The sequence below is a fragment of the Shinella sp. OV683 genome (genome assembly GCF_057787725.1).
Genome location: NZ_CM173543.1, coordinates 77,328 through 93,045 on the forward strand (window position 1 = coordinate 77,328; position 15,718 = coordinate 93,045).

At 58.0% G+C, this 15,718-nt stretch carries 21 protein-coding genes and 1 tRNA gene; 13 read left to right on the forward strand and 9 right to left on the reverse strand.

All coding sequences use genetic code 11. The features are described 5' to 3' along the window. Positions 1–15: 15 nt before the first annotated feature. On the reverse strand, positions 16–261 hold the full coding sequence (locus tag ACXHRN_RS00350) for a hypothetical protein (protein ID WP_488639385.1): 246 nt from the start codon (positions 259–261) through the stop codon (positions 16–18). Positions 262–332: 71 nt separating this feature from the next. Then, positions 333–422: transfer RNA gene (locus ACXHRN_RS00355), tRNA-Ser, on the reverse strand. Positions 423–738: 316 nt separating this feature from the next. Between ACXHRN_RS00355 and ACXHRN_RS00360 the strand changes: the two genes are divergently transcribed. Genes ACXHRN_RS00360 through ACXHRN_RS00370 form a run of 3 tightly spaced genes read left to right on the forward strand, consistent with a single transcriptional unit; the run spans position 739 to position 2,397 of the window. Continuing rightward, positions 739–1,056 carry a hypothetical protein gene (locus ACXHRN_RS00360; protein ID WP_488639386.1) on the forward strand — a complete coding sequence of 106 codons (318 nt, stop codon included), beginning with the start codon at positions 739–741 and terminating at the stop codon, positions 1,054–1,056. A gap of 27 nt (positions 1,057–1,083) precedes the next feature. After that, positions 1,084–1,347, forward strand: a complete 264-nt coding sequence (locus ACXHRN_RS00365; protein WP_488639387.1) for a hypothetical protein — start codon at positions 1,084–1,086, stop codon at positions 1,345–1,347. A gap of 54 nt (positions 1,348–1,401) precedes the next feature. Next, positions 1,402–2,397, forward strand: a complete 996-nt coding sequence (locus ACXHRN_RS00370; RefSeq protein ID WP_488639388.1) for a BMP family lipoprotein — start codon at positions 1,402–1,404, stop codon at positions 2,395–2,397. A gap of 73 nt (positions 2,398–2,470) precedes the next feature. Here ACXHRN_RS00370 and ACXHRN_RS00375 read toward each other — a convergent pair whose 3' ends face one another. Continuing rightward, entirely contained in the window at positions 2,471–2,692 is a 222-nt protein-coding gene (locus ACXHRN_RS00375) for a SlyX family protein (RefSeq protein ID WP_488639389.1), read from the reverse strand. A gap of 111 nt (positions 2,693–2,803) precedes the next feature. On the opposite strand from ACXHRN_RS00375, the gene ACXHRN_RS00380 reads away from it, so the two are divergent. The 5 genes from ACXHRN_RS00380 to deoA are packed head-to-tail and all read left to right on the forward strand — an operon-like array spanning position 2,804 to position 8,161. After that, positions 2,804–4,339, forward strand: coding sequence for an ABC transporter ATP-binding protein (locus tag ACXHRN_RS00380; protein WP_488639390.1), 1,536 nt, complete (start codon positions 2,804–2,806; stop codon positions 4,337–4,339). Next, positions 4,336–5,469, forward strand: a complete 1,134-nt coding sequence (locus ACXHRN_RS00385; protein WP_488639391.1) for an ABC transporter permease — start codon at positions 4,336–4,338, stop codon at positions 5,467–5,469. The genes ACXHRN_RS00380 and ACXHRN_RS00385 overlap by 4 nt, the downstream gene beginning before the upstream one ends. Positions 5,470–5,472: 3 nt before the next feature. Next, positions 5,473–6,444 (forward strand): ABC transporter permease, encoded by a 972-nt coding sequence (locus tag ACXHRN_RS00390; protein ID WP_488639392.1) that lies wholly within the window; start codon positions 5,473–5,475, stop codon positions 6,442–6,444. A 1-nt stretch (position 6,445) separates the two neighbouring features. Further along, entirely contained in the window at positions 6,446–6,850 is a 405-nt protein-coding gene (locus ACXHRN_RS00395) for a cytidine deaminase (protein ID WP_488639393.1), read from the forward strand. Beyond that, positions 6,851–8,161, forward strand: a complete 1,311-nt coding sequence (gene deoA, locus ACXHRN_RS00400) for a thymidine phosphorylase (RefSeq protein ID WP_488639394.1) — start codon at positions 6,851–6,853, stop codon at positions 8,159–8,161. Here deoA and ACXHRN_RS00405 read toward each other — a convergent pair. The 6 genes from ACXHRN_RS00405 to ACXHRN_RS00430 form a co-directional block, all read right to left on the reverse strand. Then, positions 8,154–8,666 (reverse strand): TIGR02281 family clan AA aspartic protease, encoded by a 513-nt coding sequence (locus tag ACXHRN_RS00405; RefSeq protein WP_488639395.1) that lies wholly within the window; start codon positions 8,664–8,666, stop codon positions 8,154–8,156. The genes deoA and ACXHRN_RS00405 overlap by 8 nt on opposite strands. A gap of 113 nt (positions 8,667–8,779) precedes the next feature. Further along, positions 8,780–9,409: a uracil phosphoribosyltransferase gene (upp, locus tag ACXHRN_RS00410; RefSeq protein WP_488639396.1), complete on the reverse strand. Its 630-nt coding sequence runs from the start codon at positions 9,407–9,409 to the stop codon at positions 8,780–8,782. Positions 9,410–9,508: 99 nt separating this feature from the next. Beyond that, the gene (locus ACXHRN_RS00415; RefSeq protein WP_488639397.1) at positions 9,509–10,729 is read right to left on the reverse strand and encodes a phosphopentomutase; all 1,221 of its coding nucleotides are present in this window, start codon (positions 10,727–10,729) and stop codon (positions 9,509–9,511) included. A gap of 92 nt (positions 10,730–10,821) precedes the next feature. Further along, positions 10,822–11,424: a TadE/TadG family type IV pilus assembly protein gene (locus ACXHRN_RS00420; RefSeq protein WP_488639398.1), complete on the reverse strand. Its 603-nt coding sequence runs from the start codon at positions 11,422–11,424 to the stop codon at positions 10,822–10,824. Between the two features lie 16 nt (positions 11,425–11,440). Continuing rightward, entirely contained in the window at positions 11,441–12,052 is a 612-nt protein-coding gene (locus ACXHRN_RS00425) for a TadE/TadG family type IV pilus assembly protein (protein WP_488639399.1), read from the reverse strand. Positions 12,053–12,170: 118 nt separating this feature from the next. After that, a complete protein-coding gene (locus ACXHRN_RS00430; protein ID WP_488639400.1) occupies positions 12,171–12,593 on the reverse strand; it encodes a pilus assembly protein N-terminal domain-containing protein in 423 nt (140 codons plus the stop codon). Between the two features lie 451 nt (positions 12,594–13,044). Here ACXHRN_RS00430 and ACXHRN_RS00435 point away from each other — a divergent pair, with 451 nt between their 5' ends. From ACXHRN_RS00435 to cpaB, 5 genes are all read left to right on the forward strand, one after another. After that, a complete protein-coding gene (locus ACXHRN_RS00435) occupies positions 13,045–13,218 on the forward strand; it encodes a Flp family type IVb pilin (RefSeq protein ID WP_487385244.1) in 174 nt (57 codons plus the stop codon). A gap of 208 nt (positions 13,219–13,426) precedes the next feature. Further along, entirely contained in the window at positions 13,427–13,600 is a 174-nt protein-coding gene (locus ACXHRN_RS00440; RefSeq protein ID WP_488639401.1) for a Flp family type IVb pilin, read from the forward strand. A 231-nt stretch (positions 13,601–13,831) separates the two neighbouring features. Continuing rightward, complete coding sequence (locus ACXHRN_RS00445; RefSeq protein WP_488639402.1) at positions 13,832–14,002, forward strand: Flp family type IVb pilin; 171 nt, start codon at positions 13,832–13,834, stop codon at positions 14,000–14,002. Positions 14,003–14,201: 199 nt separating this feature from the next. Next, entirely contained in the window at positions 14,202–14,714 is a 513-nt protein-coding gene (locus ACXHRN_RS00450) for an A24 family peptidase (RefSeq protein ID WP_488639403.1), read from the forward strand. 165 nt (positions 14,715–14,879) lie between these two features. After that, positions 14,880–15,704 (forward strand): Flp pilus assembly protein CpaB, encoded by an 825-nt coding sequence (cpaB, locus tag ACXHRN_RS00455; RefSeq protein WP_488639404.1) that lies wholly within the window; start codon positions 14,880–14,882, stop codon positions 15,702–15,704. Positions 15,705–15,718: the final 14 nt, after the last annotated feature.

The window sequence follows — 15,718 nt, forward strand, 5'->3', positions numbered from 1 at the left end:
CGACGCGTCGTGTCGCTAGTCGCAAGCTGTTTTGTCAATAGCGGCAAAATTTCTTCGATAGGTTGCGCCGATCAACATCTCGGCGGCTTCGGCTGCAGTGCTTTCATTACGAAGCTCGATGGCGTCGATGATTGCCTCGTGCATTTTCAACGACTGCTGCAGGCCTCCGAACGTCTTCAACGTTGATTTCCACCGAGAACTGACCCGCAATACCGGGGTACAGATATCGGGCATGAAGCCTTGAACGAATGCCTTCTTCATCCCGATTTTGTACCAGGAAGAAGCGGGAAATCTGGAAAAGCGATAAAAATCAATCGGTTGACGGGAGGAAATGGCGGACAGAGAGGGATTCGAACCCTCGGTACGCTTTCACGTACACACGCGTTCCAGGCGTGCGCCTTCAACCACTCGGCCACCTGTCCACATTTCAGAAGAGATTAGCCGCATTCAGATCCCTGGCAATGCCGGGGCCCTTTTTCCGTCCAACTTCCGGGCGCGGTATATACTGATGATTGGGGAATGATCAACCCTTCATGACATATTTTTGAGCGGCTTCTGTGGGAACTGTCAAAGTTGCCACATTGAAAAGGTTTCATCCGGACGTTATCTCTCGGCGTATACAATGCGAAGCGCAGGCGAATGCCGGTTGGGCGCCTGTTGCATTGCAGAGAAAGTGGCGGTTGCGGACTGAAAAGGCCGTCACGTGGGAATCGAGGATCGTCCGCCGGGAGGTATAGAATGCGTTTTATCCTGCGGTTTTTCAGTCTCCTGTTTCTGGCGGCTGCGGTTATCGTCGGGATTATCGATTCTATCCAGTCCGTTGCGAGCGAGACCGTTGCGCTGACGCCGCTGGGCGCGGCACTGTTCAGCATCAATCCGGGAATTCTGGCGACTGCGGAAACCTATTTCCAGACGCATATCTCCGCTGCCCTCTGGGACAGTGTCGTCGAATGGATCCTCCTGCAGCCGGCCGTCATCGCGTTTCTGATCCTGTCACTGCTATTCTGGCTCGTCGCCTATAAGCGCAAGCCTGCTGCGGGGCGCTTTGCGGCCTAGCCGCCAGGGTTGCGGCCGAGCCTCTTCTTGACGATGAGCCGCGCCAGCATTGCCCCGCTGCAAATCCCGGCGAGTCTTGCGGTTTTGAAAGGCACGGATGCCGGCCATATTCTATCAGCCGAGCACGGACTGCCGGACCGTTTACTTCTTGATTCAAAAGAGGAAACACGTCCCCTCCGGCTTTTTTTACCATTTGAAAAATTTTTGGTGAATTTTTTCCTGCGGCGTGCAAGGATGCCGGCGCCCGGGTTCAAGAGGAATGAGGCCGGTGCTTGGTTGCGAGACGCGTAGAGGGGTCTCCTGCTGATAAGCAAAACTGTGTGAGCAAAAACAGGGCTACAAAAAATGAAAAAAATTCTTCTGACACTCATGGCCACCGCGTCCATGGCCGCATCCGCATTGGCTGCCGATGTGAAGCCGGCGCTGATCTATGACCTGGGCGGCAAGTTCGACAAGTCGTTCAATGAGGCTGCCTTCAACGGCGCTGAGAAGTTCACGGCCGACACAGGAATCAAGTATCGCGAATTCGAAATCGCCAACGACGCTCAGCGCGAACAGGCGCTGCGCAAGTTCGCCAAGGACGGCCAGAACCCGATCGTCGTGGCAGGCTTCTCCTGGGCTGCAGCACTCGAGAAGGTCGCTCCGGAATATCCGGACACCAAATTTGCGATCATCGACATGGTCGTGACCGGTCAGCCGAACGTCAAGTCGATCGTCTTCAAGGAACAAGAAGGCTCCTACCTCGTTGGCGTCATGGCGGCCATGGCAGCCAAGTCCGGCAAGGTCGGCTTTGTCGGCGGCATGGACATCCCGCTTATCCACAAGTTCGCTTGCGGCTATGTGGGTGGCGTGAAATCGGTCTCCAAGGACGCAGAAGTGTTCCAGGCCTATACCGGCACGGACTACACCGCATGGAACGACCCGGTGAAGGGTGGCGAAATCGCCAAGTCGCAGATCGCCCAGGGTGCTGACGTTGTCTATCATGCCGCTGGCGGCACCGGCGTGGGTGTTCTCCAGGCTGCCGCTGAAGCCGGCAAGCTCGGTATCGGCGTCGACTCCAACCAGAACGGCCTGCAGCCGGGCAAAGTGCTGACCTCAATGCTCAAGCGCGTCGACGTCGCCGTCTACAATGCCTTCAACGATGTCAAGGAAGGCAAATTCAAGGCCGACATCGAAAATCTCGGCCTGAAGGAAGAGGGCGTCGGCGCTGCCATGGACGACAACAACAAGCCGCTGATCACGCCGGAAATGGCCGCAGCGCTTGAAAAGGCGAAGGCCGATATCATCTCGGGTGCAGTCGAAGTTCACGATTACATGTCGGACGAAAAGTGCCCCTATTGATCTAGGAGAATGGCCTGCTTGTCCCTCCGGACGAGCGGGCCTTTTCGCACGGCGGAAACGGCCGTGGGACGGGTCAGTAATGCGGTGGCTTGGTGATCCCAGGCGCTTCGAGGTTTGCATCCTCCAGCGCACGGAATTGCTCCGAAAGCTGGCGCAGTTTCAGTTGCAAGTGATCGATGATCTTCCATTGTTCGGAGAGTTGCGCTGACAACTCATCGATCGTCATGCTTTGATGAGCGGCGTTTTCCTCAAGGAGCGTCACACGCTCCCGAAGCTGATCTTCGTCGCTGTCCATACCCGCCTCCCGTTCTGCCGATGAAAAAGGTGCTGGACAAGCAGTCCATTACCCTCACATTGTTATTTCCGCGCCGCGCCATGAAGGTCGGCCGGTATCTGATGGGTTGTCATGAGCGAACTCGCTATCGAACTCAAGGGCATCGACAAAAGTTTCGGCCCTGTTCACGCCAACAAGAACATTGACCTCAAGGTTCGCAAAGGCACCATTCACGGCATCATCGGCGAAAATGGCGCCGGCAAGTCAACATTGATGTCGATCCTCTACGGCTTTTATCAGGCCGACAAGGGTGCGATCGAGATCGGTGGCCGACCTGTCGCCATCAAGGATCCGAGTGCGGCGATCACCGCCGGCATCGGCATGGTGCATCAGCATTTCATGCTGGTCGAGAATTTCACCGTGCTTGAGAATGTCATGCTCGGCGCCGAGGATAGCCCGGTGCTCAACAAGGGCATCGTCAAGGCGCGCAAGGAATTGAAGCGCCTGGAAGATGAATACGAGATGGAAGTCGATCCCGACGCCGTCATCGAGGAGCTGCCGGTCGGCATCCAGCAACGCGTCGAGATCCTGAAAGCTCTGTTCCGTGGCGCCGAAATCCTGATCCTCGACGAGCCGACCGGCGTGCTGACGCCGGCCGAAGCCGATCACCTCTTCCGTATCCTTGGTCAACTGAAGGATCAGGGCAAGACGGTCATTTTCATCACCCACAAGCTGCGCGAGATCATGGCCATCACCGACGAAGTGTCGGTCATGCGCCGCGGCGAGATTGTCGCAACGCGCGAAACCGCCAAGACCTCGGTCGAGGAGCTCGCTGAGCTGATGGTCGGTCGTCGCGTTCTGCTCAGGGTCGAGAAGGGCGAGGCGAGGCCCACTGACGTCAAGCTTTCGGTCCGCAACCTTACCGTCAAGGATTCGCGCGGTGTGACCATGGTGGACGATGTCTCGTTCGATGTCCGGGCTGGCGAGATCGTCGGCATTGCCGGCGTTGCGGGCAACGGCCAGTCGGAGCTTCTCGAGGCGATTTCCGGCATGCGCCGCGCCGTCACTGGCACGATCGATCTCAATGGCCGGACGACGGATGTCACCGGTCATCGCGACCCCGCAGGCCTGCGCAAGCGCGGGCTCGCCCATGTGCCGGAGGACCGGCACCATATGGGGCTGGTGCTGAAGTTTGATGAAGCCGAGAATTCCATTCTCGGCTACCACGACGATCCTAAATACAGCCGCATGGGGTTGCTCGACGTCAATGCGATCCGCGAGGATGCGCAGCGGAAGATTGAGCAATATGACATCCGGCCGCCCAATGCGCGGCTGAAAACCGCAAACTTTTCCGGCGGCAACCAGCAGAAGATCGTGCTGGCGCGTGAGATGGAGCGTAATCCCGACGTGCTGATCATCGGCCAGCCGACACGCGGCGTCGATGTCGGCGCCATCGAATTCATCCATCGCCGCATCATCGAGATGCGCGATGCGGGCAAGGCGATCCTGCTGGTGTCGGTCGAACTCGACGAAATCCGTTCGCTGGCCGACCGTATCCTGGTGATGTTCTCCGGCCGGGTGGTCGGCGAGCGAACGCCGGACACGCCGGAAGGGGAAATCGGTCTGCTGATGGCTGGTGTCGAAGACAGAATGGAGGCAGCAGAATGAGCGCGCCCTTTGCGAAACTACCGAACTGGGCGGAATATGGCCTGATACCACTGGTCAACCTGATTGTTGCCTTTCTTATCTCCGGGCTCGTCGTGGTGTTTGCCGGCGAAAACCCGTTCAAGGCGGCCTCGCTGATGATCACCGGCGCGTTCGGGTCGGGCGAGGGGATCGGCTACACGCTGTTCTATGCCACCAACTTCATTTTTGCGGGCCTTGCGGTCGCCGTCGCCTTTCATGCCGGGCTGTTCAATATCGGCGTTGAAGGGCAGGCCTATGTCGGCGGCATCGGTGTCGCGGCAGCGGCGCTCACTTTCGACGCGACGCTGCCCTGGTATCTCGTCTTCGTGCTCGCCATCATCGGCGGCGCCATCATGGGCGCGCTTTGGGCGCTGATTCCGGCCTGGCTGCAGGCCTATCGCGGCAGCCACATCGTCATCACCACCATCATGTTCAACTATATCTCGTATAACCTAATGCTGTGGATGTTGAACAATGTCTACAAGCCGCTCGGCTCCATGGCGCCGCAATCGCGCACCTTCGGGCCGGGGGGAGAATTGCCGAAGTTGGATTGGCTGCTGGCGATATTCGGCCTTGATAACGGCAACTCGCCCTTCAACCTGTCCTTCCTTCTTGCGCTTCTCGCCGCCTTCCTGGTCTGGGTGCTGATCTGGCGGTCGCGGCTGGGTTACGAGATCCGCACGCTCGGCCATTCGCCGGGTGCGGCGCGTTATGCCGGCATCTTTGAAAAGCGCATCATCATCATCACCATGCTAATTTCAGGCGGTCTCGCCGGCCTGCTGGCGATCAATTCGATCATGGGCGACCAACACCGTATCCAGCAGGAATTCGTCTCCGGCGCCGGCTTCGTCGGGATCGCCGTGGCGCTGATGGGGCGCTCGCATCCCATCGGCATCGTGCTGGCTTCGGTGCTGTTCGGCATGCTCTATCAGGGCGGCGCCGAGATTGCCTTCGACATGCCCAATATCTCGCGCGACATGATCGTGATCATCCAGGGGCTTGTCATCCTGTTCGCCGGCGCGCTCGAGCATATGTTCCGGCCGTCGATCACCTCCGTCTTCGCCCGCCTGCACAATCGCGGCGCCGCCGTCTCTAGCCACGCGGGAGTATGATCGATGTCCTATGCTGAGATAATCTCGATCATGCAGGGTACGATCCGCATGTCGGTACCGTTGATCCTCACCGCACTGGCGGGCCTCTATGCGGAGCGCGCCGGCGTCGTCGACATCGGGCTGGAGGGCAAGCTGCTTGCATCGGCTTTCGCCGGCGCCTCGGCTGCGGCCTACACCGGCAATGCGATGCTCGGCCTGCTCGCCGCTATCGCCTGTGCTGTGGCGTTTTCGGCCGTGCATGGCTACGCGTCGATCTCCCAACGTGGCGATCAGATCGTGTCAGGCACGGCGATCAATTTCATTGCGTTGGGCGGCACGGTGATCATCGGCAACGCCTGGTTCAATATGGCCGGACGGACACCATCGCTCGGCGAGGGCGCCAAATTCAGCGCCGATTGGGGCCTTCCGTTTGCGGCCTCGGTCGCAAATATCCCGGTTTTGGGCGAGATCTATTCCAGGATTCTTTCCGGCCACTACTGGCTAACCTATCTCGCGTATGCGCTGGTGCCGATCACGTGGTGGGTGCTCTACAGGACGCGCTTTGGCCTCAGGTTGCGCGCGGTGGGTGAAAATCCAGGCGCGGTTGATACGGCCGGCATCTCCGTGGCGCGGTTACGCTACCAGGCTGTTCTGCTTGGCGGCGTATTCGTAGGCCTGGCCGGCGCGTTCATGTCGATGGCTGTGAGCCAGGGATTCACCAAGGGCATGTCAGCGGGCAAGGGCTATATTGCGCTGGCGGCGTTGGTGTTCGCCAACTGGAAGCCGAAGAACATCCTTTTCACTTGTCTGCTGTTCGGCTTTCTGGACGCGCTGTCGATCGCCATGCAAGGCAAGACCATACCGCTGATCGGTGAAGTGCCAGTTCAGCTGTGGACTGCCTTGCCCTATGTGCTCACCGTTGTCCTCCTGGCCGGGTTTATCGGCAAAGCGACGCCGCCAAAGGCGTCTGGCACGCCCTATGTGAAGGAACGGTAAGATGTCCACCTACCAACTGTTCGAAGCCGCACGCGATGCGATGGCACTGTGCTATGCGCCCTATTCGAAGTTCCCTGTCGGCGCGGCGATCCGCGCTGAGGACGGCAAGATTTACAGGGGCGCGAATGTAGAGAATCTTGCCTTTCCGCAAGGCTGGTGTGCCGAGTGCACCGCGATTGGCGCCATGGTCATGGGTGGCCAGCGCAAGATCGTCGAGATTGCTGTGATTGCCGAAAAGATGGCGCTTTGCCCGCCCTGTGGCGGTTGCCGGCAGAAGATCGCCGAGTTCGGCGATCGCAACACCCGCATCCATCTCTGCGACGAGACGGGTATCAAGAAGACCATGACGATGGACGAGCTTCTGCCCTTCAGCTTCCAGACCGACACGATCGACGGAGCCCAGTGAATGCTGCCGCAGGAAGTCATTCTCGCCAAGCGTAATGGCGGGACCCTGCCGCCGGCGGAGATTTATGAGTTCATCAAGGCTCTGGCGGAAAACCGCATTTCCGAAGGCCAGGTGGCGGCCTTTGCCATGGCCGTGTGGTTCAACGGCATGAGTGCCGAGGAGACGGTGGCGCTGACACTTGCCATGCGCGATTCCGGCGATGTGCTGGATTGGCCCGATCTCGGCAAGCCCGTTGGCGACAAGCATTCGACCGGCGGCGTCGGCGACAATGTCTCGCTGATGCTGGCGCCCATCGTGGCCGCCTGCGGCGTGGCCGTGCCGATGATTTCCGGCCGGGGGCTGGGCCATACCGGCGGCACGCTGGACAAACTCGAATCCATTCCGGGATACGATATCTTCCCGACTACGGAAAAATTTCGCGACGTCGTCAAGCGGGTGGGCTGCGCGATCGTCGGCCAGACCGGCCAGATCGCGCCGGCCGACAAGCGTCTCTACGCGATCCGGGATGTCACAGCGACAGTGGATTCGGTGCCGCTGATCACCGGCTCCATCCTGTCGAAGAAGTTGGCCGCCGGGCTGCAGTCGCTGACGATGGATATCAAGACCGGCAACGGCGCCTTCATGCAGAGCATGGAGGAGGCGGAGGTGCTGGCGCGCTCGATCGTTGATGTCGCCAACGGGGCGGGAGTGAAAACCTCAGCGCTGATCACCGACATGAACGAGCCGCTCGCCGACTGCGCCGGCAATGCCGTGGAAGTCGCGCATGCGATGGAGTTCCTGAGCGGCAACAAGCCAGGTACCCGCAGTCATGAAGTGGTGATGGCGTTTGCGTCGCATTTGCTGGTCAACGCTGGCATTGCCGAGACGCTCGATGCAGCGGCCGCCGAAGCCTCTTATGCGCTTTCGAGCGGCAAGGCGCTGGAACTCTTCGGACAGATGGTGGCGGCGCTTGGCGGTCCCGACGATTTTGTCGAGAACTGGAAGGCCTATCTGCCGGCAGCGCCGGTGATCTCGCCCATCCTGGCGCCGAACAGCGGCTATATCTCCGCATTCAAGACACGGGATGTCGGGCTCGCGGTAATTGGATTGGGTGGCGGTCGGATGCGGCCGGATGATGCTATCGATCACAGGACCGGTTTTTCCGCTATTCTGCCGATCGGCAGCCGTGTCGAGGCCGGCGCGCCGATCGCCTTCGTGCATGCACGGAGCGAGGACGCGGCTGCAAAAGCCACGCGAGATTATCTCGATTGCGTCGGTATTTCCGAGGTGCCGACCATGCGGGGGCCGGCGATCCTGAAGCTCATCAGTTGATGAGTCGCATCTCGTCATTGTCGGCGGAGTAGGAGCCGAGCTTCTGCATGAAGCTCATGCCAACCAGGGGAAACTGCAGCGACTTGCCGCGCAGCACCAACGCCTCGACGTTGCGGACCGATACGGTGCCGATTTCCACCGACTTCATCATCACGCGGGCAGCCTTGACTTCACCATTGGCGGTGGAGACCTTGTAGCGGAAATTGAGCTCATTGCCGCCGTAGCCGAGGCTGCGGGCGTCGGATTCGTTGATGGTCACAAAGGTCGCCCCTGTATCCACCATTGCCCCAATCGGCTTGCCGTTGAAGCGGAACTTGCCGGCGAAGTGGCCCTGCTCATTGGCCTTGAGGACGTAGTATCTGCCATTCTCGGCTGAGACATTGACGACATCGGCGGACTGGCTTTCGCTCGCGGCCACGCTCTTGGAGACGAAGCCCACCATATTCGGCACATTGATCGCGACGACGACCGCCGACGACCATATGAGAATTGCGCGTCCGATCATTTGAGATGCCTCGTTTCGGGTACTCCGGAAACGATAGGCGGAATTCCTAATCGAAATGTAAATTAGTGACCGCTGTCCCCGTCAGATATTAATCTGCGTTAACAGCGGGTTAATTATTTCGTTCCGTACATGCGATCGCCGGCATCGCCCAGGCCCGGCACGATGTAGCCCTTCTCGTTGAGATGGCTATCGATCGAGGCGGTGTAGATCGGCACGTCCGGGTGGAAGGCGTGGAAGTTCTTGATGCCCTCCGGCGCTGCCAGCAGACACAGGAAGCGGATGTTATGGGCGCCGCGTTCCTTGAGCTTGTCGATGGCTGCAATCGAGGAGTTGCCGGTGGCCAGCATCGGGTCGACGACGATGACGAGGCGCTCGTCGATATCTTCCGGCGCCTTGAAATAGTATTCGACCGGCTTCAGCGTTTCGTGGTCGCGATAGACGCCGATATGGGAGACGCGGGCCGAAGGGACGAGGTCGAGCATGCCTTCGAGCAGGCCGTTGCCAGCGCGCAGGATCGAGGCGAAGACCAGCTTCTTGCCCTCGAGAATGGGCGACATCATCGTGGTCATCGGGGTTTCGATTTCCTCGATGGTCATTTCGAGGTCGCGGGTCACTTCATAGCAGAGGAGGGTGGAAATCTCCCGCAGCAACCGGCGAAAGCCAGCCGTGGACGTTTCCTTCTTGCGCATGATGGTCAGCTTGTGCTGCACCAGCGGATGATTGATGACGGTTACGCCTTCCATCGGAGTTGCCCTCTTCTTGATTGATCTCTCGCCCAACTCTTTTCACGCGGCGGGAAGCGCTGCAAGGAAACATTTCCGTTTGCAGTGCTCATCCCCATTTTAGAGCATGCTTTTGCCGTGCTTGCCGTGGCCGATCGAAAGATGTGCAGCAATGGTTTCACCGATATCGGCGAAGGTCGAGCGCAGGCCTTGCGAGCCGGGAATGACGTCGGGGCCGAAAGCCAGCACAGGCACGCGTTCGCGGGTGTGGTCGGTGCCGCGCCATGTCGGATCGCAGCCGTGATCGGCCGTCAGGATGACGAGATCATCCACACGCATGCGGCGGGCGATCTCCGGCAGCCGCCGGTCGAAGGCCTCAAGGGCTGCAGCATAGCCCGGCACATCGCGGCGATGACCGTAAAGCATGTCGAAATCGACGAAATTGGTGAAGACCAGATCGCCGCCTTCGGCCTTGTCCATGACCGTTAGCGTCGCATCGAACAAAGCCATATTGCCATTGGCCTTGGTCAGCGTGGATATGCCCTGATGGGCAAAAATATCGCCGATCTTGCCGACGGCATGGACGTTGCCGCCCGCGTCGATCAGCCGGTCGAGCAAGGTGGGCTCGGGTGGCGGAACCGAAAAATCACGGCGGTTACCGGTGCGCTCGAAATTATTGCGCGCCGTGCCGATAAAGGGTCGGGCAATGACGCGGCCGATATTCAGCGGATCGAGGATCTTGCGGACGGTTTCGCACATGGAAATCAGCCGGTCGAGGCCGAACGTTTCTTCATGGGCGGCAATCTGGAAAACCGAGTCCGAGGAGGTGTAGCAGATCGGCTTGCCGGTGCGCATATGCTCCTCGCCGAACTCGGCGATGACTTCGGTGCCGGATGCGTGGCAATTTCCAAGAATACCGGGGAGATCGCACGCCTTGCAGATCTCCTGCACCAGTTCGGGCGAGAAGGCTTCCTCGCCAACCTGAAAGTAGCCCCAGTCGAACATTACGGGCGTTCCGGCAATCTCCCAATGTCCGGATGGCGTGTCCTTGCCGCGCGAGGTCTCGCTGGCAGCGGCATAGGCGCCGATCACCTTGGCGGGCAGTTCAAGTCCGCGCGGCGGCCTGCCGTTGGCTAGCTGGTGGGCATGGATCAGGCCGAGGCTCGCCATGTTGGGCAGTTGCAATGAGCCTTCGCGCAGTCCCTCACGATCGCCCACGCCGGCAGCGCAGAATTCAGCGATATGTCCAAGCGTGTCCGCTCCCAGATCGCCATATTTCTCGGCATCCGCGGCGCCGCCGATGCCGAAGGAGTCGAGCACGAAGAGGAAAGCGCGTGCCATTGATATGCCTTTCGAGCCCAATGGGGCTCAGAGTGTCGATTGCCAACCCGCATTGAGTAAAGCCAGGCGAATGGTTTGGCAACCGATGGCGATCAGGAGCAATCGAGGCAGGCAATATCCTCGCTCATGCGCTGGCGATAGAAGAAGTCGCGGGTGATGGTGATGGTGCGCACCGAATTCGCGAAACCTGTCGGCGATCCAAGGAACAGCATCATCTTGTGCGGCTGCGAGATTTCGGCATGCACGAGGAAGGAGGAGGGCGTGCGCATATCGGACGGCACTGTCACGGCCGCGCCCTTCGTATAGGGCGCGTTGCCCTCTTCATCCCACGACCAGAGAACCTTGGCATTGCCGGCGCTATCGATCGTCACGCCGGTGATCTTCATCGTCATGCCGGTGGTACCATTGGGGGCGATAGTGGCTTCCGCCGTATCGATCATATCGTTGAGAAAGGCTTTGTTGACGGTCGACTGCCGTGTGACGACGTCGGCGACGGTGCCTGCAGCCTTCAGCACCTTGCGGGCGACCGTGTAGCCCGTGGTGATCTCGAATGAACTGAGATAGATCGCCAGCAGGATTGGCGCGAGAAAGGCGAACTCGATGGCACTCGCGCCGGATCGGTCGGAGAACAATGCCCTGAACCGTCTGGCAGATGCGGCGATGCGGTTTTTTGGCAGGTCTTCAAAACCGGACATGTGCGTTCCTGACGGCCTAGTACTTTTCATTCTGAAAAGCAGCGGTCGATACGATGAGATAGTCGGTCGGGATAAGCGTTCCCGGCGGGCGGATGTTGGTGATGAACGGCCGGACGAGATCGGTGACGATCTGCCAGCGGTAATAGGCGCGCACCATATTGTTGGTGTCGGAGCCGCCCGGCGCAAAGGCAAATTCCGAAGTGTCGAGATCGGCATATTCAGCGCTCGACACTTTCGGAATGTCCTTGGGCATGTCGGCAAACGATGCGAACTGGCGAACATCGAGATAGAGCTTGGACGGGGTGTTCGCCTCGGTGGATGAACACATCCTGAGAATGGCGATCTGGTCGCAGAATTCCTGGCGGAATTCGACCTCGGTGACGTCGGTTGCCTTGCCCTGGCCGAAGGTGATCTCTCCGGTGCGGATCTTGCGCGCCATGGTATCGACGGCATTTGCCATGAGCTGCTCGCCGGCAAAGGCGACGAATGTCTCGAAAGTCGCAAAAATCAGCATTAGAAATGGGATGGCCAGCAACGCAAATTCGATTGCGGCCGCACCTTCGCGGTCCTTTCGGAGCCGCTTGAAGATGGTCCACTCCCTGTTCTTGCTCGTCCGTTGCCCGGTCATCAAGCGTCCTTGCGCTGGAATTTTGGAGACAATAACGACAAAGCTTTAAGTCCCGGTTCTTGCCGGAAATACAAGTTTAACCGGTTTGGCAAGAAGGCCTTAAGATTCCAGCCGAAGCTTAATTAGCTCCGGTATCCAATGCTTGATGAACTTCGCAGGACGGAGTGCAGGAAAGGACTGTGCGTTCCGTCTGACGGAACATGCGCACGGTATTGCCTTCGTCGATCGAGACGAGGATGCGCTCGTCGAGCAGCGCGTTGCCCTCTGCATCGAGAAGGACGAGATTGGTCGTACCGAAAGCCTTGCCGGTCAGCACGATCGTCTGGGAATCGGCGACAGTCGCATCGGCCACCCTGGCATTGCCAACGATAACCTTGGAAACAGGCCGGTCGAGCTTCAGCACTTTGGCGTGATTGAGGAAGACGCGCATCATGTTGTCGTCGGCCTTTGCCGTCTGGCCTGCGACAAGCGCCACGACACACGCGAATACCGCGATGCCGGTCCACGATGATGCACTTCTGAGAGCGGCCGATAGGCGCATGACCTGATTCCAAACCCGGTTTAATGAATCGAGAATGGACAAGATTGATGAATGAAGCCTTAAGGCTCTGGTTCTTTAGCAGACATTCGCTTTAACGGCCACACTGCGACAGCGCGTTGCGTGCCATAATCCTGTCTCCTTTCGAGATCCGTCGCGCGCGCTCCCCCTACATGTGCGCGTATCGCTGACGGTTACCAGTACCGTTTGCGGCAAAGAGGAGAAAACGCCCAGCTACATGGTTTTTCAACGCTGCCAGACACAAGGCCGAATTACTTAAAAATGCGCGGATACGCTTAGTAATATTTTCACCAAACAAGAACTTGAAAGTCATTTACCAAATGTTAACCTCCTTTATTAAGCCGGGCGAAACGAGCCACATGTAGTCTGCAGCTATCCGATCAACGGAAAACAGTTGGCGGAAGTGCTGATGTACATTTACCAGGAGACCAACATGTCCGCGATTTTCGCACGCTTCATGAAAGATGAGTCCGGCGCTACCGCCATCGAGTATGGCCTTATCGCAGCCCTCATTTCCGTTGCTCTTATTACCGGCGCTACCGCGCTCGGCAATTCGCTCAACAAGCAGTTCAATGCGCTGTCGACCAAGCTGAACTACACCGGCTGATCTCTGTTCTCAAGAACAGCAAAGCGGCTCGCCAAAAAATGGCGGGCCGTTTTTTATTTTCGATACGTCCGTCTTAGTGAAGTATTATCTAATAAGTAAAATTAGTTTCACTTTTAATCACAGTATTAATCTGACCGCAATTCATCTATATTATATGTCTCTATGTGCAACGTTTGGTGTTGCATTTCACCGAACCGTGGGGGTTTACATGCTCAAGATTTTCGCAAGCTTTGCCAAAGATGAATCCGGTGCGACCGCTATCGAATACGGTCTCATTGCGGCACTTATTTCTGTTGCTCTGATCACGGGTGCCACTGCGCTCGGCAATTCGCTGAATACGCAGTTCAACGCACTTTCGACCAAGCTGAACTACACCGGCTGATTTCTACTCGCATACCCCATCAGCATCTTCTTCCTGAATGGAATGGCTCGCTTCATGCGGGCCATTTTCTTTTCTGGAATGATTTACGAGAATCCCCGTATGACACGGAAAACAGTGATGAATTCACGGTTGTTACTTGGCGTTTACCTATCCCGTTAAAACAAACTCAATGAAAAAGAATTATAGATGTGGATGACGAGGGTTGTTGTGGCTGTTGAAAAAGGGGTTCCCATGCCAAAGCTTTTCGCGCGTCTTCTACAGGACGAGTCTGGCGCTACCGCCATCGAATACGGACTGATCGCAGCTCTTATCGCCGTCGCACTGATCACCGGTGCCACTGCACTCGGCAACTCGCTCAATACCCAGTTTAACGCGATTTCGACCAAGCTTAACGTGACCTGATAGGAAGCGTGGATGCTGCAACTCTCCCGGCGAGGCCGTGGCATCGATTGCTTCATATCGTGGCATCTGAGCCGCACGGCGCCCGTATTCACCAGGAATGCGCGGCGCTGTGATCGTTTGAGGTTTGCGCTTTGTTAAGCCGGTCGGAGTAGAATTGCTCCTCTACCGATGATCCCGAGTTGATGGAAGGTCTCTGAGGATGATTGCAGCAACGATCCTTGTGGTTTTTCCGATGTGCATGGCGATGGCCGCGTTCAGCGACCTCCTGACCATGACCATACCCAACCGCCTGTCGATCGTGCTGGTGGCATCTTTCATTGTGATCGCCCCCTTCACTGGCATATCCCTGCACGACTTTGCCCTGCATATCGGTGCAGGTGGCGCAGTCTTTGCGGCATGCTTTGCGCTTTTCGCATTCGGCATCATGGGCGGAGGCGATGCCAAGATCCTGACCGCAAGCGCGGTCTGGTTCGGGTTGAATGAATCGCTGGTGGTCTACCTCACCTATGTCTCCATCCTGGGCGGCTTCCTGTCGGTTATCATCCTCATGCTGCGGGCCAATCACAATCTGATTATCGTTTCGCGGATGCCGATCCCCGAAACAATGCTGCATGCCAAGAAGGTGCCATACGGGATCGCCATCGGTGCGGCTGCGTTCCTGGCCTTTCCGACATCGCCGCTCGTCCAGTCGGTTATCGGCACAATTCACTAATTCAAGCAAGCTATAACGTTATCGCGTCTTCGACGATGTTCAACTGATCGAAGAACAACGAATTTATTTACAATTAACTATATTCGTAAGTGTCGCGTTAACCATAATTACACCAATTCCTGACCATTCTGCGGCTTGAAATTCGTCAACCGCAGGGATCCTGGAATGAAGCCCGCCCGCCTTATCATATTGAGCGTAGCGCTCGTTGCCGCAGGTGCTGCCGCATTCCTTGCCATGAATATGACGGGCAAGGAAACCGTGGTCCAGATGCAGTCCGAAACGGTGGTCAAGAAGGAACCCGTCGTCAACGTGCTCGTCGCGTCGGCCAATCTTCCGATCGGCTCGAAACTGACTGAGGAATCGATGCGCTGGGCCGGTTGGCCCGAAGGCTCGATCGTCGAAGGTTTTATTACAGAGCAGAAGCGCCCCGAAGCTCTGACGGAACTGAAGAACGCGATCGTCCGGATGCCGATTTTCGAAGGCGAGCCGCTGCGTGCGGAAAAGATCGCCGATCCCGGCAATGCCGTCATGTCTTCGTTGCTGCCCTCGGGCAAGCGCGCCGTGAGCGCGGATATCACCGTTTCCACCAGCGCCGGCGGTTTCATCCTGCCGAATGACCGTGTCGACGTCATCATGGTCAAGAAGGAAGAAGACGGCAGCTACTCAACCGAGACGATCCTGACGAATATCCGCGTCCTGGCGATCGACCAGAATATCCAGGAGCAGGAAGAGGGCGCAAAGGCTGTGGTCGGTACGACCGCGACGCTGGAGCTCAATCCTGACCAGGCCAAGATCATCGCGGTAGCACAGCAACTGGCTGACAAGCTGACACTGGCGCTCCGATCGGTTGCCGACGCACAGGAGCCTGACTCGGCGTTCGCCAAACATCTGCTGTCCGGCGATAGCGGCACTCCGACGATCCAGGTGATCAAGTCGGGCGTCATCCAGAAATTGAACGACACCAATTCCGGCGCTCAGCAGAGCCAGTGAACAGGGGCAGGTCC

Coding starts and splice junctions, on each gene's coding strand:
- ACXHRN_RS00350 (WP_488639385.1), bottom strand. CDS start 261: ATGAAGAAGGCATTCGTTCAAGGCTTCATGCCCGATATCTGTACCCCG.
- ACXHRN_RS00360 (WP_488639386.1), top strand. CDS start 739: ATGCGTTTTATCCTGCGGTTTTTCAGTCTCCTGTTTCTGGCGGCTGCG.
- ACXHRN_RS00370 (WP_488639388.1), top strand. CDS start 1,402: ATGAAAAAAATTCTTCTGACACTCATGGCCACCGCGTCCATGGCCGCA.
- ACXHRN_RS00375 (WP_488639389.1), bottom strand. CDS start 2,692: ATGGACAGCGACGAAGATCAGCTTCGGGAGCGTGTGACGCTCCTTGAG.
- ACXHRN_RS00380 (WP_488639390.1), top strand. CDS start 2,804: ATGAGCGAACTCGCTATCGAACTCAAGGGCATCGACAAAAGTTTCGGC.
- ACXHRN_RS00385 (WP_488639391.1), top strand. CDS start 4,336: ATGAGCGCGCCCTTTGCGAAACTACCGAACTGGGCGGAATATGGCCTG.
- ACXHRN_RS00390 (WP_488639392.1), top strand. CDS start 5,473: ATGTCCTATGCTGAGATAATCTCGATCATGCAGGGTACGATCCGCATG.
- ACXHRN_RS00395 (WP_488639393.1), top strand. CDS start 6,446: ATGTCCACCTACCAACTGTTCGAAGCCGCACGCGATGCGATGGCACTG.
- deoA (WP_488639394.1), top strand. CDS start 6,851: ATGCTGCCGCAGGAAGTCATTCTCGCCAAGCGTAATGGCGGGACCCTG.
- ACXHRN_RS00405 (WP_488639395.1), bottom strand. CDS start 8,666: ATGATCGGACGCGCAATTCTCATATGGTCGTCGGCGGTCGTCGTCGCG.
- upp (WP_488639396.1), bottom strand. CDS start 9,409: ATGGAAGGCGTAACCGTCATCAATCATCCGCTGGTGCAGCACAAGCTG.
- ACXHRN_RS00415 (WP_488639397.1), bottom strand. CDS start 10,729: ATGGCACGCGCTTTCCTCTTCGTGCTCGACTCCTTCGGCATCGGCGGC.
- ACXHRN_RS00420 (WP_488639398.1), bottom strand. CDS start 11,424: ATGTCCGGTTTTGAAGACCTGCCAAAAAACCGCATCGCCGCATCTGCC.
- ACXHRN_RS00425 (WP_488639399.1), bottom strand. CDS start 12,052: ATGACCGGGCAACGGACGAGCAAGAACAGGGAGTGGACCATCTTCAAG.
- ACXHRN_RS00430 (WP_488639400.1), bottom strand. CDS start 12,593: ATGCGCCTATCGGCCGCTCTCAGAAGTGCATCATCGTGGACCGGCATC.
- ACXHRN_RS00435 (WP_487385244.1), top strand. CDS start 13,045: ATGTCCGCGATTTTCGCACGCTTCATGAAAGATGAGTCCGGCGCTACC.
- ACXHRN_RS00440 (WP_488639401.1), top strand. CDS start 13,427: ATGCTCAAGATTTTCGCAAGCTTTGCCAAAGATGAATCCGGTGCGACC.
- ACXHRN_RS00445 (WP_488639402.1), top strand. CDS start 13,832: ATGCCAAAGCTTTTCGCGCGTCTTCTACAGGACGAGTCTGGCGCTACC.
- ACXHRN_RS00450 (WP_488639403.1), top strand. CDS start 14,202: ATGATTGCAGCAACGATCCTTGTGGTTTTTCCGATGTGCATGGCGATG.
- cpaB (WP_488639404.1), top strand. CDS start 14,880: ATGAAGCCCGCCCGCCTTATCATATTGAGCGTAGCGCTCGTTGCCGCA.